Origin of the sequence: Streptomyces sp. NPDC000345, from assembly GCF_042898825.1 — a bacterium.
In the GTDB taxonomy this organism is placed as follows: domain Bacteria; phylum Actinomycetota; class Actinomycetes; order Streptomycetales; family Streptomycetaceae; genus Streptomyces.
Genome location: NZ_JBIAZE010000007.1, coordinates 435,717 through 457,870 on the forward strand (window position 1 = coordinate 435,717; position 22,154 = coordinate 457,870).

Annotated in this window: 20 protein-coding genes and 4 pseudogenes; 14 read left to right on the plus strand and 10 right to left on the minus strand. The window is 73.3% G+C overall.

The genetic code is table 11. The features are described from left to right. Window positions 1–28 precede the first annotated feature (28 nt). A complete protein-coding gene (locus ACFY30_RS19945) occupies window positions 29–775 on the minus strand; it encodes an AraC family transcriptional regulator (RefSeq protein WP_390846477.1) in 747 nt (248 codons plus the stop codon). Window positions 776–868: 93 nt separating this feature from the next. Between ACFY30_RS19945 and ACFY30_RS19950 the strand changes: the two genes are divergently transcribed. Next, on the plus strand, window positions 869–2,014 hold the full coding sequence (locus tag ACFY30_RS19950) for an MFS transporter (protein ID WP_390846515.1): 1,146 nt from the start codon (window positions 869–871) through the stop codon (window positions 2,012–2,014). On the opposite strand, the gene ACFY30_RS19955 is transcribed toward ACFY30_RS19950, so the two are convergent. From ACFY30_RS19955 to ACFY30_RS19975, 5 genes and pseudogenes are all read right to left on the minus strand, one after another. Next, window positions 2,004–2,516 carry a MarR family winged helix-turn-helix transcriptional regulator gene (locus ACFY30_RS19955; RefSeq protein ID WP_390846478.1) on the minus strand — a complete coding sequence of 171 codons (513 nt, stop codon included), beginning with the start codon at window positions 2,514–2,516 and terminating at the stop codon, window positions 2,004–2,006. The two genes, ACFY30_RS19950 and ACFY30_RS19955, sit on opposite strands and share 11 nt — an antisense overlap. 208 nt (window positions 2,517–2,724) lie before the next feature. Further along, window positions 2,725–3,896: pseudogene (locus ACFY30_RS19960) on the minus strand (NAD(P)/FAD-dependent oxidoreductase). Then, window positions 3,893–4,096 carry a ferredoxin gene (locus ACFY30_RS19965; RefSeq protein WP_390846479.1) on the minus strand — a complete coding sequence of 68 codons (204 nt, stop codon included), beginning with the start codon at window positions 4,094–4,096 and terminating at the stop codon, window positions 3,893–3,895. Before ACFY30_RS19965 ends, ACFY30_RS19960 begins: the two are co-directional and overlap by 4 nt. Before the next feature lie 74 nt (window positions 4,097–4,170). Next, the gene (locus tag ACFY30_RS19970; protein WP_390846480.1) at window positions 4,171–5,403 is read right to left on the minus strand and encodes a cytochrome P450; all 1,233 of its coding nucleotides are present in this window, start codon (window positions 5,401–5,403) and stop codon (window positions 4,171–4,173) included. Between the two features lie 193 nt (window positions 5,404–5,596). After that, complete coding sequence (locus ACFY30_RS19975) at window positions 5,597–6,448, minus strand: response regulator transcription factor (protein ID WP_390846481.1); 852 nt, start codon at window positions 6,446–6,448, stop codon at window positions 5,597–5,599. A gap of 380 nt (window positions 6,449–6,828) precedes the next feature. Here ACFY30_RS19975 and ACFY30_RS19980 point away from each other — a divergent pair, with 380 nt between their 5' ends. The 9 genes and pseudogenes from ACFY30_RS19980 (at window position 6,829) to hemC (ending at window position 14,925) form a co-directional block, all read left to right on the plus strand. Next, window positions 6,829–7,872 (plus strand): zinc-binding dehydrogenase, encoded by a 1,044-nt coding sequence (locus ACFY30_RS19980; RefSeq protein WP_390846482.1) that lies wholly within the window; start codon window positions 6,829–6,831, stop codon window positions 7,870–7,872. A gap of 80 nt (window positions 7,873–7,952) precedes the next feature. After that, a pseudogene (locus ACFY30_RS19985) lies at window positions 7,953–9,139 on the plus strand (histidine kinase). Window positions 9,140–9,564: 425 nt separating this feature from the next. Then, window positions 9,565–10,224 (plus strand): annotated as a pseudogene (locus ACFY30_RS19990) (MMPL family transporter); the annotation flags it as partial. Then, window positions 10,209–10,723: pseudogene (locus ACFY30_RS19995) on the plus strand (LuxR C-terminal-related transcriptional regulator); the annotation flags it as partial. The pseudogenes ACFY30_RS19990 and ACFY30_RS19995, both read left to right, overlap by 16 nt. A gap of 90 nt (window positions 10,724–10,813) precedes the next feature. Next, a complete protein-coding gene (locus ACFY30_RS20000) occupies window positions 10,814–11,797 on the plus strand; it encodes an ATP-dependent DNA ligase (protein ID WP_390846483.1) in 984 nt (327 codons plus the stop codon). Window positions 11,798–11,952: 155 nt separating this feature from the next. After that, entirely contained in the window at window positions 11,953–12,729 is a 777-nt protein-coding gene (locus tag ACFY30_RS20005) for an NPP1 family protein (RefSeq protein WP_390846484.1), read from the plus strand. A 115-nt stretch (window positions 12,730–12,844) separates the two neighbouring features. Beyond that, a complete protein-coding gene (locus ACFY30_RS20010) occupies window positions 12,845–13,363 on the plus strand; it encodes a hypothetical protein (RefSeq protein WP_390846486.1) in 519 nt (172 codons plus the stop codon). Continuing rightward, entirely contained in the window at window positions 13,360–13,854 is a 495-nt protein-coding gene (locus ACFY30_RS20015) for a GNAT family N-acetyltransferase (protein ID WP_390846487.1), read from the plus strand. The genes ACFY30_RS20010 and ACFY30_RS20015 overlap by 4 nt, the downstream gene beginning before the upstream one ends. Before the next feature lie 135 nt (window positions 13,855–13,989). Continuing rightward, on the plus strand, window positions 13,990–14,925 hold the full coding sequence (gene hemC, locus ACFY30_RS20020; protein WP_390846488.1) for a hydroxymethylbilane synthase: 936 nt from the start codon (window positions 13,990–13,992) through the stop codon (window positions 14,923–14,925). A 14-nt stretch (window positions 14,926–14,939) separates the two neighbouring features. Here the strand turns inward: hemC and ACFY30_RS20025 are convergent, their stop codons facing one another. Further along, complete coding sequence (locus ACFY30_RS20025; RefSeq protein WP_390846489.1) at window positions 14,940–15,458, minus strand: hypothetical protein; 519 nt, start codon at window positions 15,456–15,458, stop codon at window positions 14,940–14,942. A 680-nt stretch (window positions 15,459–16,138) separates the two neighbouring features. Here ACFY30_RS20025 and ACFY30_RS20030 point away from each other — a divergent pair. Beyond that, a complete protein-coding gene (locus ACFY30_RS20030; RefSeq protein WP_390846490.1) occupies window positions 16,139–16,930 on the plus strand; it encodes an RNA polymerase sigma factor SigF in 792 nt (263 codons plus the stop codon). A 32-nt stretch (window positions 16,931–16,962) separates the two neighbouring features. Here the strand turns inward: ACFY30_RS20030 and ACFY30_RS20035 are convergent, their stop codons facing one another. Continuing rightward, window positions 16,963–17,298: an ANTAR domain-containing protein gene (locus tag ACFY30_RS20035; protein WP_390846491.1), complete on the minus strand. Its 336-nt coding sequence runs from the start codon at window positions 17,296–17,298 to the stop codon at window positions 16,963–16,965. A gap of 105 nt (window positions 17,299–17,403) precedes the next feature. Between ACFY30_RS20035 and ACFY30_RS20040 the strand changes: the two genes are divergently transcribed. Further along, the gene (locus ACFY30_RS20040; RefSeq protein ID WP_390846492.1) at window positions 17,404–18,207 is read left to right on the plus strand and encodes a VOC family protein; all 804 of its coding nucleotides are present in this window, start codon (window positions 17,404–17,406) and stop codon (window positions 18,205–18,207) included. 33 nt (window positions 18,208–18,240) lie between these two features. On the opposite strand, the gene glgX is transcribed toward ACFY30_RS20040, so the two are convergent. Then, window positions 18,241–20,388 (minus strand): glycogen debranching protein GlgX, encoded by a 2,148-nt coding sequence (gene glgX / locus ACFY30_RS20045; RefSeq protein ID WP_390846493.1) that lies wholly within the window; start codon window positions 20,386–20,388, stop codon window positions 18,241–18,243. Then, a complete protein-coding gene (locus tag ACFY30_RS20050) occupies window positions 20,385–20,897 on the minus strand; it encodes a pep a2 (protein WP_390846494.1) in 513 nt (170 codons plus the stop codon). The genes glgX and ACFY30_RS20050 overlap by 4 nt, the downstream gene beginning before the upstream one ends. 227 nt (window positions 20,898–21,124) lie before the next feature. Between ACFY30_RS20050 and ACFY30_RS20055 the strand changes: the two genes are divergently transcribed. Together ACFY30_RS20055 and ACFY30_RS20060 are read left to right on the plus strand one after the other, a co-directional pair. Continuing rightward, on the plus strand, window positions 21,125–21,424 hold the full coding sequence (locus tag ACFY30_RS20055; protein ID WP_390846495.1) for a DUF5133 domain-containing protein: 300 nt from the start codon (window positions 21,125–21,127) through the stop codon (window positions 21,422–21,424). A 158-nt stretch (window positions 21,425–21,582) separates the two neighbouring features. After that, the coding region (locus tag ACFY30_RS20060; protein ID WP_390846496.1) for a maltotransferase domain-containing protein at window positions 21,583–22,154 on the plus strand (572 nt) is incomplete at its 3' end.

Sequence of the window (22,154 nt, forward strand, 5' to 3'; positions counted from 1 at the left end):
TTGCTCCGGGGCGGGGGTGGGGTCCGGGTCAGCCCCCGCGCCCGTACCGGCCCGGGGTATGGCCGAAGGACCTGCGGAAGACGTCGATGAAGGCGCTCGCGGAGGACCAGCCGCAGCGCAGCGCGACCGTGGTGACGGGGGTGCCGTCGGCGAGCAGCCGCAGGGCGTGGTACAGCCGCGACTGGGTGCGCCACTGGGGGAAGGTCATGCCGAACTCGCTGCGGAAGAGGCGGCTGAGCGTGCGTTCGCCGGTGCCGGTGGCGGCAGCGAGCGCGGCGAGGGTGCGCTGGTCGGCCGGGTCGGCGTGGACGAGCGCGCACACCGCGGCGAGGCGGGGGTCGGCGGCGGTGGGCAGCCGCATGGGCTGCTGCGGGCAGGCGCGCAGCTGGTCGCGCAGGACGGCGAGCAGCCGGGCCCGTTCGGGGCCCGTGTCCTCGGGTGCGGCGGTGTAGGCGCGGATCAGTTCCCGCAGCAGGGGGCTGACGGCCAGGGCGGTGGGGGTGTCCAGGCCGAGCGGGTTGTCGTCGGCGGGCAGCCCGACCAGGTGCAGGTCGAGATGGCCGTACGCCCGGTGGGCGTGCGCGGTGCCCGCGGGCACCCACAGGGCTCGGGTGCCCGGCGCGAACCAGGTGCCGGCGTCGGTGGTGACGGCCAGGACACCGGAGCCGGCGTAGACGATCTGGTGGTCGTCGTGCCGGTGGGCGTCGATGCGCTCGCCGGGTGCCAGGACCCGTGCCCGGGTGGGGGCCTGCGGTGCATGGCGGATGTTCGACACAGATGGGCAGATTATCGGAAGCGCGACAGGCGCGGCGCTCGCGACGATCGCCGTGTGCCGAAAAACGTGCCGGCCGGCCGGCCTCTCGTCCTGATGTCCCTGGGCCACGCGTGCGTGGACGTCTACCAGGGGGCGGTGGCGGCCCTGGTGCCGTTCTTCGTCTCCGAGCGCGCCTGGTCCTACGCCGCCGCCTCCGGCGTCGTCCTGGCGGCCTCGTTGCTGTCGTCGGTGGCGCAGCCGCTGTTCGGTCTGCTCACCGACCGGTGGGCGATGCCCTGGCTGCTGCCGCTGAGCGCGGCGGCCGCCGGTACGGGCGTGGCCCTGAGCGGGGTCGGCGGCTCCTACGCGCCGACCCTCGTGGCGGTCGCCGTCTCCGGGGTGGGTGTCGCGGCCTACCACCCGGAGGCCGCGCGGGCCGCCCGTGCCGTGTCGGGCGGCAGCCATACGGCGATGGGCTGGTTCGCGCTCGGCGGCAACGCCGGTTTCGCGTGCGCCCCGCTGCTCGTCTCGGGCGTGGTCGCGTCCGGGGGCCTCGGGGCCTCTCCCCTGCTGGGCGTGCCCGCCCTCGTGGGGGTGGCGCTGTGCGCGGCCGCGGTGCGCTCGGCGGGCGCCCGGACTGTGGGCACCGCCTCCGCGGTGGGGCCGGGCCGCGACGACTGGCCGTCGTTCCTGCGTCTGTCGGGGGCCGTGGTGTGCCGCTCGATCGTCTTCGTCGGACTGAGCGCGTTCGTCGCGGTGTACGTGCGGGAGCGCACCGGCGGTGGGGCGACCGCGGGCACGGCCGCGCTGTGCGTGCTGTACGCGGGGGGCGCGGTGGGGACGCTGGCCGGGAGCAGGCTGGCGGAGCGGTTCGGCCGGCTCCCGGTGGTCCGCGGTTCGTACGGAGTGACCCTGCCGGCCGTCGCGGGGGTCCTGCTCGTGCCGGGTCCGGCGCTGTACGGCTGCGTGGCGCTCGCCTCGGCCGGTCTGTACGTGCCGTTCTCCCTGCACGTGACCCTGGGCCAGGACTGTCTGCCCCGGCACATGGGCACGGCGAGCGGCGTCACGCTGGGGCTGACGATGAGCGTCGGGGGCATGGCGGCTCCGGCCCTGGGAGCGCTCGCGGACGCCACGTCGCTGCGGACCGGGCTGGTGCCCCTTCTCGTTCCGCCCGTGGTGGCCTGGCTCCTGCTGCGCGGGCTGCGCGAGCCGGCCGGGGCGGCTCCGGTTCCGGCCGGCCGGGACCGGGTCAGCCCCTGACGGCCGGCTGCTCGGCCTCCTCCTCGACGGCGTAGGAGAGGAAGTCGTCGACCATGCGGTGGAAGAGCGTGGCGAGGTGGCCCAGCTCCTCGGGGGACCAGTCGGACAGGGCGAGCTGCATCCCCCGGGCGCCGGCGTCGCGGACGCGGTCGACGGCCTCACGGCCGGCGTCGGTGAGCTGGATCCGCTGGGCCCGGCCGTCGTCGGGGTCGGGGACGCGGGTGACATAGCCGGACTTCTGCAGCTGCTGCACCGTACGGGTCACGTGCGAGGCCTCGACGCCCAGGCGCTGGGCGAGCTCCCCCGGCCGCAGCGGCTCGGTGTCGGCGACCTGGCGCAGCAGGGCCACGGCGGCGCGGTCCAGGGGGACGCCGGCCATCGCCATCAGCCGGTCGTGCTGCCGGGCGCGGGTGCTCAGGTAGGTGATGCGCGTGAGCGCGCGCTCGATCTCGATCACTTCCGGGGAGGCGACGGCGGGCACGGGGAGCGGTTCGGTGGACATGCAACCCACTTTACCATCTCGTTGCGTAACTCAAGTAAGTTACGGCGTACGTGTACCGCGGATCCTGCCCCGAGACGACGCGCGACGCCCACTTCCGCGATACCCGGACGGTCGGACGGTACGCGGCCCCCTGCCCGCCGACCCGTCCCGCCACACCTCCCCCGCGTACCGGCGCAGCGCCGCCAGGGGCCGCAACCCCACCACCGCGCTACGCCGGGACGCGCACCCCGTCGCCCCAGGCCGCGCCGGACGCGATCGCCTGCCGCCACGGGCGGATCGCCTTCGGCGGCATCCCGACCGCCAGCGCCCCGCTCACCCGGTCACCGGTGCGGTACGCGGCGACGAACCGGCGGTCGGCGAGGCCGCCCTCCACGACGGCCACCTCGTCGTGTCCGCGCAGGAATCCGTACGCCTGGATCCTCATGTCGTACTGGTCCGACCAGAAGTACGGCACCGGCGCGAACGGCTTGCGCGCCTCGGGGGCGGCGAGCAGGTTGCGGGCGGCGGCCATGCCCTGCTCGGCCGCGTTCGTACGGTGCTCGATCCGCATCCCGGTGCCGAAGAGCGGGTGTACCAGCGGGCCACGTCCCCGGCGGCGTAGACGCCCCGCGCGGCCTCCAGGTACGCGTCGCAGACCACGCCGTCGCCGACCGTGAGTCCGCTGCCCGCCAGCCAGCCGGTGTTGGGCAGCGAGCCGACGGCGACGAGCACCTCGTCGGCCTCGACGACCTCGCCGTCCGCGAGCCGTACGCCGTCCTCGGTCACCTCGGTGACGTTGACGCCGCAGCGCAGGTGTACGCCCCGGTCCCGGTGGGCCTGCGACAGCACTCGTCCGACGGCCTCGCCGACGGCGTGGGCCAGCGGCACCGCGGCCGGTTCCAGCAGCGTGACCCGGGCGCCGAGGCGCCAGGCGACGGCCGCCGCCTCCGCGCCGAGGAAACCGGCGCCGACGACGACCAGACGGCGGCCCGGTGCCAGCCGCTCCCGCAGGGTGAGGGCGTCCTCCAGGGTGCGCAGGACGTGCGCCCCCTCGCCGGGCAGCCGGCGCGGGCGCACCCCGGTGGCCAGGACCAGTCCGTCGTACGGCACCGCACGGCCGTCGGCCAGCCGTACCCGGCGGCCCGTCAGGTCCAGGCCGGACGCGGCGACGCCGAGCCGCAGGTCCAGGCCGAGGGCGGCGAGGTCCTCGGGCCGGCGCAGCCGCAGACGGTCCTCTGCCCATGCGGAGGCCAGGAGTTGCTTGGACAGCGGCGGGCGGTCGTACGGGAGGTGCGGTTCGTCGCCGACGAGGGTGAGGATGCCGTCGTAGCCCTCGCGGCGGAGGGTCTCGACCGCCGCGAGTCCGGCGGCCGAGGCGCCGACGACCACGATGCGGTTCACTGCTCGACCAGGCGGATGGCGGCGGCCGGGCAGACCGCGACGGCCTCACGGACATCGTCGAGGAGGCCGGGCGCGGGCCGCTCCTCCAGCAGGATCGCGATGCCGTCGTCGTCCTGGTCGAAGACCTGCATGGCGGCGACCACGCACTGTCCCGAAGCCACGCACCTGTCGGCTTCCAGCTCCACCTTGTGGGAGGTCATGGGATTCCCCTTCGTCACGTTCTTCGCGTTCTTCGCGTTCTCGTCGCGGTCGGGCCGGGCGGGACGGGGAACCGTCACCAGGTCACGGGCAGCGCGTGGACGCCGTAGATGAAGGCGTCGTGCTTGAAGCGGACGTCGTCGAGGGAGCCGGCGAGCCGCAGGTTGGGGATGCGCCGGTACAGGGTGCCGTAGACGACCTGCAGTTCCATGCGCGCGAGCGGCTGGCCGAGGCACTGGTGGACGCCGAAACCGAACGCGACGTGGCGGCGGGCGTCGCGGGTGATGTCGAGCCGGTCGGGGTCGGGGAAGACCTCGGGGTCGCGGTTGGCGATCTCATTGGCCATGATCACACCCTCGCCGGCCCTGATGACCTGCCCGGCGATCTCGATGTCCGCGGTGACCGCGCGGCGTCGGCCGAGGTGAGTGATGTGCAGGTAGCGCAGCAGCTCCTCGACGGCGGAGGAGACCAGTCCCGGGTCGTCGGTCTGGCGCAGGAGAGCCAGCTGGTCGGGGTGCCGGAGCAGGGCCAGGGTGCCGAGCGCGATCATGTTGGCGGTGGTCTCGTGCCCGGCGATGAGCAGCAGCAGTGCCATCTCGGTGGCCTGCCGGTGGTCGATCTCACCGGCGGTGATGCGAGCGGCGATGCTCGACAGCAGGTCGTCGCGCGGGTCGGCGAGCCGTGTGCCGATGAGCCGGGCGAGGTAGGCGGCCACCTCGCGGCTCGCCCGGCCGCGCTGTTCGGGGGTGGCGTCCCGGTGGACCATCGTCTTGGTGTTGTCCTGGAAGAAGGCGTGGTCGTCGTAGGGCACACCGAGCAGTTCGCAGATCACCAGCGAGGGGATCGGCAGGGCGAACGCCTCGACCAGGTCCACCGGCCGGGGGCCGGCCAGCAGGTCGTCGATCAGGTCGTCCACGATGCGCTGCACGGCCGGGCGCAGGACCTCGACCTTCCTGATGGCGAAAGGGGCCGTCACCATCCGGCGAAGCCGGGCGTGTTCGGGGTCGTCCATCATGATGAAGCTCAGCTTGCCCTCGCCGCCCTCGGGGTTCGCCTTGGTGGGGTATCCGGGGCTGTCGGTGTCCGCGCTGACACGGGGGTCGCCCAGGAGCGCCCGCTGTTCGGCGTAACGGGTCACGAGCCAGGGCTCGGTGCCGTCCCAGAGACGGACCCTCGTCAGCGGCGCCCGCTCCTGCAGGTCCTTGAGGGCGGGGGGCGGGTCGAACGGACAGCGGGCCGCCCTCGGCATCGGGAACTCGGGGACCGCGTCCGGAGCCTGGGGCTCCGGGCCGGTCAGGATGTTGGCCATGGCTCTCCTCGGTGGTGGGGGGCTCCGGTCGGGCCGGAGCGCCGGGGGAAGGGGGTCGAGGCCTCGATGAGCGCATGCAAACAGAGGGGGCTGACGGCTGCCGGTCAGTTCCCTGACAGAAACCTGACGTGGCCTGGATCACATCGGGAGCCGGTGGGCTTCGGCGCCGTACGGCACCCGCGCACCCCAGCCCCTACGACGCCCTCCCGGCACCTCCTCGGTCCTCGCCCCGCACCCTCCCCAGCCAGTACCCGAAGCCCCGGCGCGTGTGGATCAGGGCCGGTGCGTCCCGGTCCACCTTGCGCCGCAGCCGTGAGACGAGTTGCTCGATGGCGTTGTCGCCACGGAAGTCGCCCCAGACGTACCGGCCGATCTGCTCCTTGGAGAGCACCCGGTGCGCGTTGACCAGGAGGTGACGGAGCAGGCGGTACTCGGCGGGGGTGAGGTCGAGGGTCCGGGATCCGCGCCGGGCGCGGCAGAGAGTGTCGTCCAGGACCAGATCGCCGTAGGACGGGGAGCGGCCCGGACGGCCGGGGCCGGTGCCGGCGCCGCTCAGGAGCACCTGGATCCGGGCCAGGACCTCGGCCACCCGGAACGGCTTGGTGACGTAGTCCTTCTCCCCGCCCTTCTCCCCCAGGCCGAGTTCGGGCAGGAGACTGCCGAGGGAGTCGTACGGGGTGAGATAGAGGACCGGGGGCCGGTGGGCGAGCACGGGGCGGCCCGAGCGGGCGACGCCGGCCAGGCCGGGCAGGGTGGTGTCGACGACGAGCAGATCGAAGCGGTGGCCGTCGAGCCGGGCCAGCGCGTCGGCGGCGGTGTCCGTGAGGCCGATCCGGTAGCCGGCCAACTCCAGGGTGGTGGCGAGCAGTTCGGCGGTGTCCGGCTCACCGGCGAGGATCAGCACATGCTGCCCGGCACCGCGGGCGAGTGACGGTTCCCCGTTCGGGCCGGCATCCGCGGGCGCGACCGCGCGTGGAGGGCCAGGGCGGGGTAACGGGCCGGAGGGGTCGCCGCCGGCGGCGACTGCGGGCGGTGAGAGGGACATGGGGCCCACCCTACTCGCCTACTTGCCTAACTCAAGTAAACCTCGTCGTTGCTTGACTCAAGTAATCCATATATGCTTGCCTGACTCAAGCAACCCCATCGGGGCCGTCCTGAGCGGAGACGGCTTCCGGGCGCCGCACCCGTGGGGACGGGACCCGGCGCCGTCCCCGGGTCCGGCAGCCGACTCGCTCCCCCCGACGGCACCGGACCCGGGGACACCTCCACCGGCCCCAGCCACCCGGACGCGGTGGACCCGCGCGTCCCCTCGCGCACGCATGTGGACCCGCGCGGGACGCCCCTCGGCGTGTGACCACCGCCGCTTTGGCGACCGATGACCGATAACCGATGAGCGACAGCCACACGTGAGAGAGGTTCTCCCCCATGAGCACGATGAAGTCCGTCCGGACCGGCGGAGTCGGCAGGATCGAGGTCGTCGGCGTCGAGCGGCCGGTGCCCGGTCCCAAAGACGCCCTGGTCCGGATCCGCGCCTGCGGGATCTGCGGCACCGACGTCACGTTCCTGCGCATGGGCGGTATGCCCGCCCGCGCCCATCTGGGCGGCGAGCTGGTGCCGGTGGCGCTCGGCCACGAGCCGGCCGGGGAGATCGTGGAGCTCGGGGCCGAGGTGGACGGCCTCGACATCGGGGACCGGGTGGTCGTCAACCCGCAGGACGCGCCCACCGGCATCATCGGCTGCGGCGGCGCGTACGGCGGCATGAGCGAGTTCCTGCTGATCGAGAACGCCGAGGTCGGCAAGAGCGTCGCCGTCTTCCCCGACACCGTCCCCTTCGACGTGGCCTCGCTCAACGAGCCGATGGCGGTGGCCCGGCACGCCGTCAACCGTTCCGAGGCCGGACCCGGCGACCGGGTCGTGGTGTTCGGCGCCGGGCCGATCGGCCTCGGCGCGGCGATCTGGCTGAAGCTGCGCGGGGTGGAACACGTGGTCGTCGTCGACGTCATCCCCTCCCGGCTGGAGAAGGCACTGGCCGTGGGTGCGGACGCCGTCATCGACTCGGGGCGGGAGGACGTGGCCGCGCGGCTGACCGAGCTGCACGGACAGAGCGCCAACGCCCTCGGCCAGCCCCGGCCGGGCACCGACGTCTTCGTCGACGCGGCCGGTGCGGCCGCCGTCTTCAACACCGTGGTGAACTCCGCCAAATGGGGCGCGAAGCTGGTGATGGTGGCGGTGCACAAGAAGGGCTCCGAGATCGACCTGGGCGGCATGCTCCGCAGCGAGCTGACCCTGATCGCCTCCCAGGGCTACCCGACCGAGATCTTCGAGGTGACGCCCGAACTGGTCGAGCACCAGGAGCGGTTCGCCAAGCTCATCAGCCACCGCGTCCCGTTCTCCGAGGCCGACCGCGCCTTCGAACTGGCCCTGACGCCGGGCGCGGCGGAGAAGGTCGTCGTCACGCTGGACGACTGAGCGGGACAGCCGGCCGCCGGGTGCTCCACCCGGCGGCCGGTGCCCCCTTCGCCCCTCCTTCACGACAGGAACGGCACTCCATGCGCGCCACCCTGCGACAGACGGCACGGGCCACGGTCCACCTCGCGCTGGCCGCCGCCATGGCCTTCGGGTCGTATCTCTTCATCACCGTGCTGCTCATCACCGCCACGGGCACGGTCGTCGTGGCCGGGTCTGGCTGCTGCCCGAGACCGTGCTGCTGATCCGCCGGGTGGCCGGGGCCAAGCGGCGGCTGACGGCTTCCTGGACCGGGCGGGAGATCCCCGAGGCGTACAGGCCCCTCACCGGTCCGGGGCGGGAGCGGCTGAGGACGGCCGTGCGCGACCCCGGCACACTCACCGACCTGCGCTGGATGGCCGGGTACTACGTCTACGGCTGGCTGACCGTGCTGATGCTGCCGCTGTGGCCGGCGGGGCTCGTCGTCGACGGGGTGTGGAGCGGACTGCTGGGCCGTCGAGCGGTCGTCCTGCCGCTGATCGTCCGGCTGGCCGACCTCGAGGCGGGCTGGTCGGCGGCGCTGCTGCGGCCCTCCCCCGAGGCGCTGCTGGCGCACCGGGTCGAGCAGCTCACCGCGACCCGGGCGGACGCGGTGGCCGCGCACGGCGCCGAACTGCGGCGCATCGAGCGGGACCTGCACGACGGCGCCCAGGCCCGCCTCGTCGCCCTGTCGATGCGGATCGGGCTGGCGCAGCGGGCGTACGGCACCGCCCCGGACACCGCGCGCAAGCTGCTCGAGGACGCGCAGGACCAGGCCGAGGAGGCGCTGGCCGAGCTGCGGCACGTCGTGCGCGGCATCCATCCGCCGATCCTCACCGACCGGGGGCTGGCGGGGGCCGTACGGGCACTGGCGGCCAGGTGGGGGTCGCCCCGCTCGGGCGAGGCCGGGAGCGGGGGCGGGCTGCGGGTGACCGTACGGACGGACGACCTCCCGCAGGTGCGGCGGGCGCCGGCCGCGGTGGAGGCGGCCGCGTACTTCGTGATCGCCGAGGCGCTCACCAACGCGGCCCGGCACAGCGGGTCCGAGCGGGCCGAGGTGGTGCTGGCGCGGTCCCGGACCGGGCTGAGCGCGCGGGTGCGGGACGAGGGGCGCGGGGGCGCGGACGAGAGCGCCGGGTCGGGTCTGCCGGGGATGCGGCGCCGGGTGGCCGCGCTCGACGGGACGCTGCGGGTGAGCAGCCCCGTGGGCGGGCCGACGGTGGTGGAGGTGGAGCTGCCGTGCGTGTGGTGAGCACCGGGCCCGGTCAGCCTGCCGGATGACGGGCGCGGGGCGCCGTACTGCGTTCTCGGTACGGCCGATTGTCGGCAGCCGCACGACGACGCGGGGGCGGTGCGGCCGGAAGTCTGGGGCGGTACCCGAGATCAGATGGGGAGACCTCCGTTCCATGGCCGCATATCTCTCTCGACTGGGCCGGCTGGCCTTTCGCCGACGATGGCTCGCGATCCTGCTGTGGGTGGCGGTGCTGGCCGGTGCCGGCGCCGCCGCGGTCACCGCGCCCGCCGTCGAGGAGCCGGGCACCACGATGCCGGGAATCGAGTCGCAGAAGGCGTTCGACCTGCTGGAGCAGCGCTTCCCGGGGACGAACGCGGACGGGGCGTCCGCGCGGGTCGTGTTCGTCGCGCCGGACGGGCGGAAGGTGACCGCCGCCGGCTACCGCGAGGGGCGTGGTGGGTCTGGGCGCCCTCGCGCTTCCCGCACCGGACCTCCAGCTCGGTATGCCGGGAGACGCCCAGAAGGCGACGTCCACCACGGAGCGCCGGGCCTACGACGCTCTCGCCGAGGGCTTCGGTCCCGGGTTCAACGGGCCGTTGACGATCGTCGTCGACGCCAGGGACGCGAGTGATCCGAAGGCGGCGGTCACGACGATCGCCGCACACCTGGCCGAGGAGAGGGGCGTGGTCTCCGTCTCCCCCGCCCGGTTCAACCCCGCCGGCGACACCGCGGTCTTCTCCGCCACCCCGGCCACCGGTCCGGGTGACCGGCGGACGCAGGATCTGGTCAACGCCATCCGCGACGGCCGTCCGGGCATCGACTCCGCCACCGGGGCGACCTTCGCGGTCACCGGCACCACCGCCGTGGACATCGACGTCTCCGAGAAGGTGCGCTCGGCGCTGGTCCCGTACCTGGTCGTCGTGGTGGGCCTGGCCTTCGTCCTGCTGCTGGTCGTCTTCCGGTCGGTCCTGGTGCCCCTGAAAGCCGCCCTCGGCTTCCTGTTATCGGTCCTCGCGGCCCTCGGCTCGGTGGTGGCGGTGTTCCAGCAGGGCCACGGCGCCTCGCTGCTGGGCGTCGAGGAGACCGGCCCGATCATGAACATCTCGCGGCCACCGCCGCCCTCTGTGCGGACCCGGACCTGTCCGGCACCCACGTGCTGATCCTGACCACCTTCGAGATCGACGAGTACGTGGCCCGCGCGCTGCGGGCGGGGGCCGGCGGCTTCCTCGGCAAGGACGTCACCGCCGAGGCGCTGCTGGACGGCATCCGCACCGTCGCCGCGGGCGGGTCCCTCCTCTCCCCGGCCGCCACCCGCTCCCTCATCACCCGCTTCCTCGCGTCCCCCGCCGAGGGCGCCCGCCTCGCCGCCCCCGCGGACCTCGCCGTGCTCACCGCCCGCGAGCGCGAGGTGATGGCCTGGGTGGCCGAGGGCCGTTCCAACGAGGAGATCGCCGCGAAGCTCTTCGTCAGTCCCTCACCGTCCGCACGCATGTGCACCGGGCGATGACCAAGCTCGGCGCCCGCGACCGCGCCCAACTGGTCGTCATGGCCTACCGGACGGGCCTGGCCCAGGCGCCGGCCCGGCCGGCCGGGGACCGGTGAGACCCCGGCGACCGGGCCGGGCCGCCGCCGTTCAGGGGAAACGGCGGTGCCCCGCGCGTGGCACGGGGCGGGCGTGTCGACAACTCACCCATGCCCCTCCCCCTCATCTCCCCCATGCTCGCCACTCCCGGCACCCTCCCTCCCCCCGCCCAGGACGCGCGCTGGGCCTATGAGACCAAGCAGGACGGTCAGCGGGCCGTGGTGTACCTCGCCGGGGACGGCGGCGTGAGGCTGCGGGCCCGGTCGGGGGAGGACATCACCGCCGCCTATCCCGAACTGGGTCCGCTGGGCGGGGTGCTCGGGCCGACGGCCGCCGTGCTGGACGGCGAGGTGCTGGCGCTGGACCAACAGGGCCGGGCCGACTTCCAGTTGCTGCAGTCCCGGATGGGTCTGGTCCAGGCGCCGGGCAAGGCGGCGCGGATGGCGGCGGCGGTCCCCGTGCACCTGGTGCTGTTCGACGTCCTGCACCTCCGCGGCCGGTCGCTCCTGCGGCTGCCGTACCTGGAGCGCCGGGAGCGGCTGGAGGCGCTCGGCCTGGCGGGGCCGTTCTGGTCGACGCCGGGCGCGCTCGTCGGCCACGGGCGGGAGGCCCTGGAGGCGACCCGCGCCCACGGTCTGGAGGGTCTGGTCTGCAAGCGGATCGACTCGGTGTACGAGCCCGGTGTGCGCTCCCGGGCCTGGATCAAGATCCGTAACATGCGCACCGCCGATGTGCTGATCGGCGGCTGGTCACCGGGGAAGGGCCGGCTCACCGGGCTGCCGGGGGCCGTGCTGGTCGGGCAGCGGACCGCCGCGGGAGGACTGCGGTACGTGGGCGGCGTGGGCACCGGCTGGAGCGAGGCCGAGCGCACCGAACTCGCCGCGCTGCTGCGGGCCGACGCCACCGGGGTGTGCCCCTTCGACACCGTCCCGCCGGCTCCCGGCGCCCACTGGGTCGTGCCCCGGCTGGTGGGCGAGGTCCGCTACAGCACCCGTACCCGGGTGGGGCTGTTGCGCCAGCCGTCATGGCTGCGGCTGCGGACGGACCTGACGCCCGAGCAGTCGGCGGCGGACCTTCCGGACACTTCCGCCTGACACGGCATCGAGGGGCCAACTTTTGGGGTGCGCTTCACCACGGATACGTCTGCGACCCCTTGGCGCGGAAGTGAAAACCGTGGAAGCTGAACCTCCTTTCAACTCCCCCATCCCCCACAGCCGTTCGGCTGCGCCCGGATCACCAGGAGGACGCAGTGTCGTCACCCACGTTCAAGGCCCACCGCAGGAGATTGCTCACCGGGTTCGCCGGTGCCGCCGTACTCGTGCTCGCCGTCCCCTCGGCCGCCTTCGCGGCCCCGCCCCAGGCGCTGCCGCAGAACGCCGAAGCGGCGGAACTGACGTACCAGCCCGCGTTCGACTACGACACGGACGGCTGCTATCCCACCCCGGCCATCGGCCCGGACGGCACGATCAACGGCGGCCTGAAGCCGACCGGTTCGCTCAGCGGCGACTGTCACGACGCCTCGGACCTGGACAACACCAACAGCTACTCGCGCTACAAGTGCAACAACGGCTGGTGCGCGTACATGTACAGCCTGTACTTCGAGAAGGACCAGGCGATATCGGGCAGCAGCATCGGCGGGCACCGGCACGACTGGGAGCATGTCGTGGTCTGGGTGCAGAACGGCCAGGTCCAGTACGTCTCGACGTCCAACCACGGCTCGTTCACCGTGCACGCCGCGTCCACGGTGCGTTTCGAGGGCACCCACCCGAAGGCCGTCTACCACAAGGACGGCATCAGCACCCACTGCTTCCGGCTCGGCAACTCCAACGACGAGCCGCCGGAGAACGCCGAGCACACCTGGCAGTACCCGCCGCTGGTCGGCTGGAACGGCTATCCGGCGGGCCTGCGGGACAAGTTGAGCGCGTACGACTTCGGCAGCGCCCACTTCGGCCTCAAGGACGGCAGTTTCGCGAACAACCTGTCGTCGGCGAAGCCCTCCGGGATCGCCTTCGACCCCAACGCGTAAGCAGGTGGCCCGGGTTCCGGGGTCCGGGACCCGGACCCCGGCCGGCTCCCGTCCCGCGGCCGGTCCGGCGGGCCGGCCGCTGGTCCGGACGCCGCGGGCACCGCATGATGGCCGGATGGATCTTCACGACGCACTGCCCGCGGCCGTCCGGGCCGAGCAACTGCTCGCCCTCGCCGAGGAGCATCACGCCCGTCCCGTCCGCGCGTTGGGCACGCACGAGGTCGCCGGGCACCTGGTGAAGGCGTACGCGCTCCAGGCGCCGGGCCGCACGGTCTCCGAGCCGTTCGCCGAGGAGGCGCTGCGCATCGCCGCCGGCCATCTGGCCCTCGGGGAGCAGCGGGGCTCGCTGGGCCTCGCCGTACTGATCGCGCACGCCGGCGGCGACGGCGACTACGTCCTGCTCCTCACCTGGATCGAGGGCGGCATGGCGGACCTGGCCGTGTTCACGGGCCCGGCCGGACGCCCGCGGGAGCTGCGGCCGGGCCGGGCGGGACTCGCGCCGTGCGTGTGGGAGGCGGCCGTGTTCGCCCGGGAACGCGACGCGTTCGCCCGCCGGATCCTGGACGGCACGGGCCCGCTGCCGGAGCGGCTGGCGGCCTGGAGCACGGACACGGTCGAGGGGGACCTCAGGTGACCGCCCCCGTCGTGCGGCACGCCGAGCGGGCCGACCTGCCCCGCGTCGCCGAACTCGCCGCGCAGCACGCGCGGTACGAGAAGGCCGCCCCACCCGCGCCCGGCCTCGCGGACCGGCTGGCCGTGCTCCTCTTCGACACGCCGGCGCCCCGGCTGCGCTGCCTGGTCGCCGAGCTCCCCGGCGGCGAGATCGCCGGCTACGCCACCTGCGCGCCCGAGCTGTCGACCTGGGACGGCGGCGAGTACCTCCACCTGGACTGCCTCTTCCTGACTCCCGGCCACCGCGGTCTGGGCCTCGGCGCCCGGCTGATGGATGCGGTGTACGAACAGGCCAGGGCACTGGGCCTGCCCGAGGTGCAGTGGCAGACCCCGGCGTGGAACGAGGGCGCGATCCGCTTCTACGACCGTCTCGGCGCCCGGGGCCAGGACAAGCGCCGCTTCTCGCTGCCGGTCGGGCCCCGACGGACGCCCGGCGGCTCGACGAGGACCTGAGCCGCGGCGGCCGGCCCGTCACCGTTCAACGGCCGCGGATCCTTACCCCTCCGACCGGCGGTCCACACCGTGCCGCCGGGTCCGAAAGCGGGAAGCGGCGCGGAACACGGGTCGTGAGGGTCTATCGTGTCCCGCATGTCCGTTCCGGAACTGATCCGCATCGTCTCCCGCGACTCCCCCATGGCCCTGGCCCAAGTGGAGCGTGTCCGCGCGGAGTTGGCCGCCCTGCATCCCGGTGTGCGCACCGAGGTCGTCCCGGTGAGGACGACCGGCGACAAGTGGATGGGCGATCTGTCGAAGGTCGAGGGCAAGGGCGCTTTCACCAAGGAGGTGGACGCGGCGCTGCTGGCCGGTGAGGCGGATCTGGCGGTGCACTGCGTCAAGGACGTCCCGGCGGACCGGCCGCTGCCGGCGGGCACGGTGTTCGCCGCGTTCCTGAAGCGGGACGACATCCGAGACGCGCTGATCCACCCCGGCGGTCTCACCCTGGACGAGCTGCCGGAGGGCACCCGGATCGGCACCTCCTCGGTGCGCCGGGTCGCCCAACTGGCCGCCACGCATCCCGGACTGGAGTGTGTGCCGTTCCGCGGCAACGCCAACCGGCGGCTGGAGAAGCTGGCGGCGGGCGAGGCGGACGCGCTGCTGCTCGCGGTGTCCGGTCTGGAGCGCATCGGCCGGACGGACGTGATCAGCGAGGTGCTGTCGCCGGAGACGATGATGCCGCCGATCGGCGCGGGCATCCTCGCGCTGCAGTGCCGCGAGGGCGACAGCGACCTGATCGACGCCGTCAGCGGGCTCGGCGATCCGGCCACCCACCGGGAGGCCACGGCGGAGCGGATGTTCCTGCACGTCCTGCAGGGGCACTGCAACAGCCCGATCGCCGGGTTCGCGCGGGTGGACCGCAGCGGCGAACTGTCCCTGCGGGCCTGCGTGTTCACCCCGGACGGCAAGGTGCGGCTCAACGCCCACGAGTGGGCGGGCCGGCTCGACCCGGCGACGCTCGGCACGTCGGTGGCGGTGGCGCTGCTGCGTCAGGGCGCCCGGGAGATCATCGACGGCATTCCGCACTGAGGGCGGGCACCGCGTCAGGCGGTGCCCTCTTCGGCCGCCTGGTCCCGCAGGAAGTTGCTCACCTGGCAGGCCAGGCTGTCCCGGACCGTTCCCGTCGGCACGGCCCCCTCCTGCAGTCCGATGCCTCCGGTCCACAGCCGGCGTTCGGCCCACTCGTCGTCGACGCGCAGCTGCACCTGCACGTCCACCTGGCCCAGCGCGGCCTCGGGGCCGGCGGCGTAGAGGACGGCGGTCGCGCGGCGCAGCGGGTACACGTCGAAGCCCTCGATGAACTGCGAGTTGCGCCAGTCGATGAAGGCGCTCTCCCCGTCGGGCCCGATGCGCACGTCGATCTGGCCGTCCTCGAGGTGGATGGTGGAGTGTCCGGCGCCCCGGTTCTCCACGGTCACCCGCAGACAGAAGTAGGTCAGTCCCTCGGCCGCGTCGTCGCGGCCTCTCGGCGGCTCGGACTGCTCCAGCCGGTGGACACGGACCCGCAGACCGGCATGCTCGTCGTACTCCTGCCAGTCCCCGACCACGTTCGGCTCGTACACAGTCCACCTCTCGACTTCTACGGGCTGCTTCCTATCCGTGGGCTCAGCGCACTGTCAAATGAGCGGAATGCGCTGTGGCCAGGTGGTTCACCCCTTTTGATCGTCGATCAAGCCGTGCGCAGGAAGAATCCGTCCGCGGTCGCTTCGGGGCGGTCCGCTGGCGTGCCGTACATCACGTCCGGGGCAAGATCAGCGGGCGGGCCGGCCGAGCGGCGCGGAGGCGGCGCCGACTCCGGGCGCGGCGGCCAGGACGAGCGGCGCGGAGGCGGCGCCGACTCCGGGCGCGGCGGCCAGGACGAGCACCCCGAGGCGCGGGCGAGCCCGGCCCGGGCGAGGGCGGCGGCATGACTCCTCGGCCTCCTCGTGCGGGCCGACGGCGAGCGAGCGCGGCGCCGGCAGGGCGGCACGGCACGCAGGGCCTCCTGGTCGGCGGCGTCGCGCGAGATCGCCTCTGACCCAGAGGCGACAACCCCCACGGGAACCCAAAATCAGCCCGAGCAAACCAGGACATCTGTTTCATAACGCCTCCCAGCGGGAAGGGGCAAGGCAGTGCTTCGGACAGGAGGCACGTCCGTGGGGCGCCCGCCGATCGGGCCGCCCCGGGCGATCTCTGTACCGTCCGAGCGCGCTCCCCCACGGTGTCCGTCCATCCCCCGGCACCCCTGAGGAAGGCGCGCGTGATGCGTACCACCGTCAGAACGAAGCAGCACCCGCACGACGACGCCCCCGACACCACCGAGTCGTTCGTCCGGCTGGCCGCGCTGCCCGACGGGCCGGAGCGCCGGCGGCTGCGGGACGAGCTGGTCCGGCTCTGGCTGCCCATGGCCGAGCGGATCGCCGTCCGCTTCCGGGGCCGCGGCGAGGCCCTGGAGGACCTCTACCAGGTCGCGGCCCTCGGGCTCGTCAAGGCCGTCGACCACTACGACCCGGAGCGCGGCCGCGCCTTCGAGGCGTACGCGGTACCGACGATCACCGGGGAGATCAAGCGCCACTTCCGGGACCACATGTGGACGCTGCACGTCCCGCGCCGGGTCCAGGACCTGCGCAACCGGGTGCGGCACGCGACGAAGGAACTCTCCCAGACGACACCGGGCCGGGCCCCGACCGTCGCCGAGATCGCCGCGTACGCACAGCTCACCGAGGACGAGGTGCACGCGGGCATGGAGGCGCTGGAGTGCTTCTCCGCCCTGTCGCTCGAGGCCGAGATGCCCGGCACCGACGGCTACGCCCTGACGGACGCCCTCGGCGACGCCGACCCCGGCTACGACACCGTCGTCGACCGCGTCGCCGTGGCGCCGTGTCTGCGCGCGCTGCCGGAGCGCGAGCGGACCATCCTCTACCTGCGCTTCTTCCAGGGGATGACACAGAGCCGCATCGCCGAGCAGCTGGGCATCTCACAGATGCACGTCTCGCGGCTGCTGAGCAGCTGCTTCGCGCGGCTGCGCGAGGAGATCGTGCCCGAGGCCAACTGAGTCCCGGGCGGGCCGGGCGCGAAGCGGTCGTCTCACTCCCATGGGGGCACGCCCGCAACCCGGTGCGGGCCGTACTGGTCCACACGCGCCTCCAGCTCCGCCCTGATCTCCTCGGGTATGTCTCCGCTGCGCACCCAGATGAGGATCAGCTCGGCCACATTGCGCAGCTTGATGTTCGTGTGCTGCGAGACGTCCCGCAGGATCATCCACCCCTCGTCCGGCGTCACCCGCCCCAGGGCCACGATCACGCCGATCGCCTGGTCCACCACGGCGTGCGAGGCGACCGCGCCCTTCAGCTGGTCGACCTCCCGCTGCAGCTGGAAGATCCGGGCCGTTTCGTCGCGGGGTTCGCGCGGTACTCGTGCCACCTCTCCATCGTGCCACCGGGTCACTCGGCAGGCGCCCGGGCCGGTCGCGGCCGGACACTGGTGGGAGACCGCCTGCCGGGCGACCGACACAGGAACGCGAGCACCATGAACGATCAGTCTTCCTCCGCCCCCGGTGCGAAAGAGGTCCTCTCCACGCACTCCGTGTTCGGCGCGCCGTGCTGGGTGAGCCTGACCAGCCGCGACCTCTCGGCCACTCAGGAGTTCTACGCGGCCGTCCTGGGCTGGCGGTGGCGTCGCGGCACCCTCGGCGACCACTTCCGCACGGCGTTGGTCGACGACGTCCCCGTGGCCGGGATCGCCGCCGTCGCCTCGATGTGGCAGATGGCGGTGGCGTGGACGCCGTACTTCGCCGTACCCAGCGCGGACGAGGCCGCCTCCCGGGCGCGGGAGCGCGGCGGGACCGTGGCGGTGGGACCGATCTCGCTGCCGCCGGGCCGGGCGGCGCTGCTCGCCGACCGGGAGGGCGCGACCTTCGGCGTCTGGGAGGGGAAGCTGATCGGCAACTGGGAGGCCTGGCGGCAGGCGGCCCCTGCCTTCATCCGGCTCCACACCCGCGACGCCTTCGACTCCGCGATCTTCTACGGCGAGATCCTCGACTGGGCCTCGGACCGCCCCGGCTGCTGCGAGGTCCGCTACGAGGGCGGCGAGGTCGTCCTGCGCAGCGGGGGTGACATCGTGGCCCGGATCGAGTCGGGTGCGCTGGAGGCGGCCCCCGATCCGACGATCCGGCCGCACTGGCAGGTCCACTTCGCCGTCGCGGACGTGCCGGGCTGCGCGCGGGCGGCCGAGAAGCACGGCGGCAGCGTGCTGCGCGAGACGGCCGGGGAGGCGATCCTGCGGGACCCGGACGGCGCGCAGTTCACGGTCACCTCGCACCGCCAGCGGTGACGCTCCGCGTCCTCGGGGGGTGCCGCGTGCCGCCTACGCGGAGCGTCGCGGGGGTCTCGTCAGCACGATCAGACCGCGGGACTCCACCGTCACCTCGGCGTCGGCCTTGTACTCCGTCTCGTCCCGGCCTCCGTCCGGGTCCGCCGTGTCCACGCACACCGTCCAGCGCTCCCCGTACGCCGCGCCGGGCAGTCGGAAGGCGACGGGCTCCCAGTAGCTGTTGAACAGCAGCAGGAACGAGTCGTCGACGACGGGCCCGCCCCTCGGGTCGGGTTCGGCGATGGCGTCCCCGTTGAGGAACACCCCGACGCTGTGGGCGTCGGAGCGCAGCCAGTCCCGGTCACGCATCTCGCGGGCGTCCGGCTGCAGCCACACCAGGTCGGGCAGCGGCTGCCCCGCCTCGGTCACGGCCGGGCCGCGGAAGAAGCGGCGCCGGCGCAGGACGGGGTGGGCGGCGCGCAGGGCGACGAGCCGGCCGCAGAAGTCGACGAGGCCGCGCTGCTCACCGGTCAGCCGCCAGTCGATCCAGGAGACCTTGTTGTCCTGGCAGTAGGCGTTGTTGTTGCCGCGCTGGGTGCGGCCGAGCTCGTCGCCGTGGCTCAGCATCGGGATGCCCTGGGAGAGCAGCAGGGTGGCGAGGAAGTTGCGCTGCTGACGGGCGCGCAGCTCCAGGACGTCCGGGTCGTCGGTGGGGCCCTCCACCCCGCAGTTCCAGGACCGGTTGTGGCTCTCGCCGTCCCGGTTGCCCTCTCCGTTGGCCTGGTTGTGCTTGTCGTTGTACGAGACGAGGTCGCGCAGGGTGAACCCGTCGTGCGCGGTGACGAAGTTGACGCTGGCGCGCGGCCGGCGCCTGCTGTGGGCGTACAGGTCGGAGGAGCCGGTCAGCCGGGAGGCGAACTCGCCGAGCGAGTGCGGCTCGGCCCGCCAGAAGTCCCGTACGGCGTCCCGGTACATGCCGTTCCACTCCGACCACAGCGGCGGGAAGTTGCCCACCTGGTAGCCGCCCTCGCCGACGTCCCAGGGCTCGGCGATCAGTTTCACGCGGCTGATCACCGGGTCCTGCTGGATCAGGTCGAAGAACGCCGACAGCCGGTCCACCTCGTGGAACTGCCGGGCCAGGGTGGCCGCGAGGTCGAAGCGGAAGCCGTCGACATGCATCTCCGTCACCCAGTACCGCAGCGAGTCCATGATCAGCTGAAGCACGTACGGGTGGCGCATCAGCAGGCTGTTGCCGGTGCCGGTGGTGTCGTAGTAGTGGGCCCAGTCGCCGTCCACCAGCCGGTAGTAGGAGGCGTTGTCGATGCCGCGGAAGGAGAGGGTGGGGCCCTTCTGGTTGCCCTCGGCGGTGTGGTTGTAGACGACGTCGAGGATCACCTCGAGCCCGGCCGCGTGCAGTGCCCGCACCATCTCCTTGAACTCGGTGACCTGTTGCCCCCGGGTGCCGCGGGCGGCGTAGGCGTGGTGCGGGGCGAAGAAGCCGATGGTGTTGTAGCCCCAGTAGTTGGACAGGCCGCGGTCCGTCAGCACGCCGTCCTGCACGTACTGGTGGACCGGCATCAGCTCGATCGCCGTCACGCCCAGCGAGGTGAGGTGTTCGGTCACCGCCGGGTGCGCGAGGCCGGCGTAGGTGCCGCGCAGGGCGCGCGGGACGCCGGGGTGGGTGCGGGTCAGCCCGCGGACGTGCGCCTCGTAGATGACGGTGTCGGCGTACGAGCGCCGGGGCGGGGTGTCGTCGCCCCAGTCGAAGGCGGGGTCGGTCACCACGCCGAGCAGGGTGTGCCCGGCGCTGTCCGACGGATCGGGCCGGTCCCCGGCCCGTTCGAAGAGGGAGGCGTGGTTGTCGGTCCGGCCGTCGACGGCGCGCGCGTACGGGTCCAGGAGCAGCTTCGCCGGGTTGCACCGGTGTCCGGCGGCCGGGTCCCAGGGTCCGTGCACGCGGTAGCCGTACCGCTGCCCCGGACCGACGTCCGGGAGACAGCCGTGCCAGACGAACCCGTCGACCTCGGTCAGCGGGACGGTCCGGTGGCTGCCGTCGTCCTCGACGAGGACCAGTTCGACCCGCTCGGCGACCTCGCTGAACAGTGCGAAGTTGGTGCCCTGCCCGTCGAACTCGGCACCCAGCGGGTAGGGGTGCCCGCTCCACACGGGCACCCCGGCCCTTCGGTACGCCCGTGAGGTCACCGGGCGTCCTCCAGGATCCCGGCCTCCTCGACCGCCGGGGCGGCCAGCACCGCCACCGGCAGTTCGCGGGGCACGGGGCGGCCCTCGCGCAGACTCGGCGCCGGTGCGGTCGGCACCAGCGGGACCCGCTCGCCGGCCCGTGCGCGCTGCGAGAACCAGATGACCTTGCTGCCGGTGTCGGTGGCGCAGCAGCCCCACCCGTCGCTCATCGCGGCGATCCGCTCCAGGCAGCCGCGCAGGTCCTGGTCCGGGCGCAGCTCACGGTCGTTGCCGCCGACGGCCGTGATCAGATGCTGGCCGTTCCACCACATCTCGATCGAGATGGACTTGTCCGTCGCGTGCTCGTCGATGGCCTCCAGCAGCATCCCGGTGCCGCCGCAGACGGGGTCGACGAGGTTCTCGAGGTCCCAGTACTTCAGGTGAGCGGCCAGGATGCGGTTGACCTGTCCGACGCGCTCCGGACTGACGTCCACGTCGAGGTGGTAGTAGCAGGGAACTGCGCTCTTCATCGTCGTTCGCTCCTCACCGGCGAGGCTCCCGCTCCGTGGGCCCCCGCGGGCCGAATATACGGAGGGTGAGCGCTGATCGCTTCTGAGTCACCTCCCACAGTGCGGGCGTTAGTCCATTCGTGCAACACGAGCGCACTCCTGAGGTGATTGAAGATCCAACAAGACGCTGAGTGTCGGCGCATGCACCATGAGTGAAACATTCATCGAGCCCGAAAGGTGACTGCGTCATGCTGCTACCGGCCAAGACCGAGGTCGCCAGGCAGTTGCGGCGGTACCGGGCATGGGAACGCGTGATGCTCGCGTCCCCTGCCGACCGCGCGGTGCGGGCCACCTTCGAGGACTCGGGCTACACCTTGTGTGTGCTCATGGGCAAGCGCTGCGCGCGCGAGGCCGCGGACGCGGCGGAGCGCTATCTGCGCACAACTCTCGCTGCCTACCTGCAGGAACAGGACGTGCGGCCCCGGGCGACCGGGACCGCGCGACGCGGCGGCCGGCCGGCGGCCCGGCTCTCCGCGACCGCGCGGTGAGCGTGCACCCGTTCCGGTCCCGGAGCGGGAGCCGGGCGGCGTCCCCGGCGGACCACACGACAAAAGGCCTGGCGGCGGGCCAGACGGATGACCCGGCGCAGAACCGCGCGGCCGATCCGGCCGTTAGCCCGGCCATGAGCACAACGAAGGTGAGACACATGAGTGCGACCCCTGTCATCGGCCGCATCCCGGTCCGCGACGTGCGGCCCGCGGTGGAGGGCGGCAGGCGCCCGGCCAAGGCGGTCACGGGGGAGAGCTTCCAGGTGACGGCGACCGTGTTCCGCGAGGGACACGACGCCGTCGCCGCCAACGTCGTCCTGCGCGGCCCCAAGGGCCGTCGCGGCCCGTGGACCCCGATGCGCGAACTCGCCCCCGGCACCGACCGCTGGGGCGCCGAGGTCACCGTGGACGCGCCGGGCCGCTGGACGTACACCGTGGAGGCGTGGAGCGACCCGGTCGGCACCTGGCGCCACCACGCCGGTATCAAGATCCCGGCCGGCGTCGACGTGGGACTGGTCCTGGAGGAGGGTGCCCGGCTCCACGAGCGCGCGGCGGCCGGAGTGCCGAAGGGCAGGGCCCGTACGACGGTTCTGAAGGCCGCGGCGGCGCTGGGCGACGACTCCCGTCCGGTCCCGGCCCGTCTGGCGGCGGCGCTGACGCCGGAGGTGGAGGCGGTCCTGGCCCGGTATCCGCTGCGGGAACTGGTCACCGCCTCCGAGCCGCTGCCGCT

Coding starts and splice junctions, on each gene's coding strand:
- ACFY30_RS20040 (WP_390846492.1), top strand. CDS start 17,404: ATGAACGATCAGTCTTCCTCCGCCCCCGGTGCGAAAGAGGTCCTCTCC.
- ACFY30_RS20030 (WP_390846490.1), top strand. CDS start 16,139: ATGCGTACCACCGTCAGAACGAAGCAGCACCCGCACGACGACGCCCCC.
- ACFY30_RS19955 (WP_390846478.1), bottom strand. CDS start 2,516: ATGTCCACCGAACCGCTCCCCGTGCCCGCCGTCGCCTCCCCGGAAGTG.
- ACFY30_RS19965 (WP_390846479.1), bottom strand. CDS start 4,096: ATGACCTCCCACAAGGTGGAGCTGGAAGCCGACAGGTGCGTGGCTTCG.
- ACFY30_RS20055 (WP_390846495.1), top strand. CDS start 21,125: ATGCTGCTACCGGCCAAGACCGAGGTCGCCAGGCAGTTGCGGCGGTAC.
- ACFY30_RS19975 (WP_390846481.1), bottom strand. CDS start 6,448: ATGTCCCTCTCACCGCCCGCAGTCGCCGCCGGCGGCGACCCCTCCGGC.
- ACFY30_RS19980 (WP_390846482.1), top strand. CDS start 6,829: ATGAGCACGATGAAGTCCGTCCGGACCGGCGGAGTCGGCAGGATCGAG.
- ACFY30_RS20050 (WP_390846494.1), bottom strand. CDS start 20,897: ATGAAGAGCGCAGTTCCCTGCTACTACCACCTCGACGTGGACGTCAGT.
- ACFY30_RS20000 (WP_390846483.1), top strand. CDS start 10,814: ATGCCCCTCCCCCTCATCTCCCCCATGCTCGCCACTCCCGGCACCCTC.
- ACFY30_RS19950 (WP_390846515.1), top strand. CDS start 869: ATGTCCCTGGGCCACGCGTGCGTGGACGTCTACCAGGGGGCGGTGGCG.
- ACFY30_RS19970 (WP_390846480.1), bottom strand. CDS start 5,403: ATGGCCAACATCCTGACCGGCCCGGAGCCCCAGGCTCCGGACGCGGTC.
- ACFY30_RS20010 (WP_390846486.1), top strand. CDS start 12,845: ATGGATCTTCACGACGCACTGCCCGCGGCCGTCCGGGCCGAGCAACTG.
- hemC (WP_390846488.1), top strand. CDS start 13,990: ATGTCCGTTCCGGAACTGATCCGCATCGTCTCCCGCGACTCCCCCATG.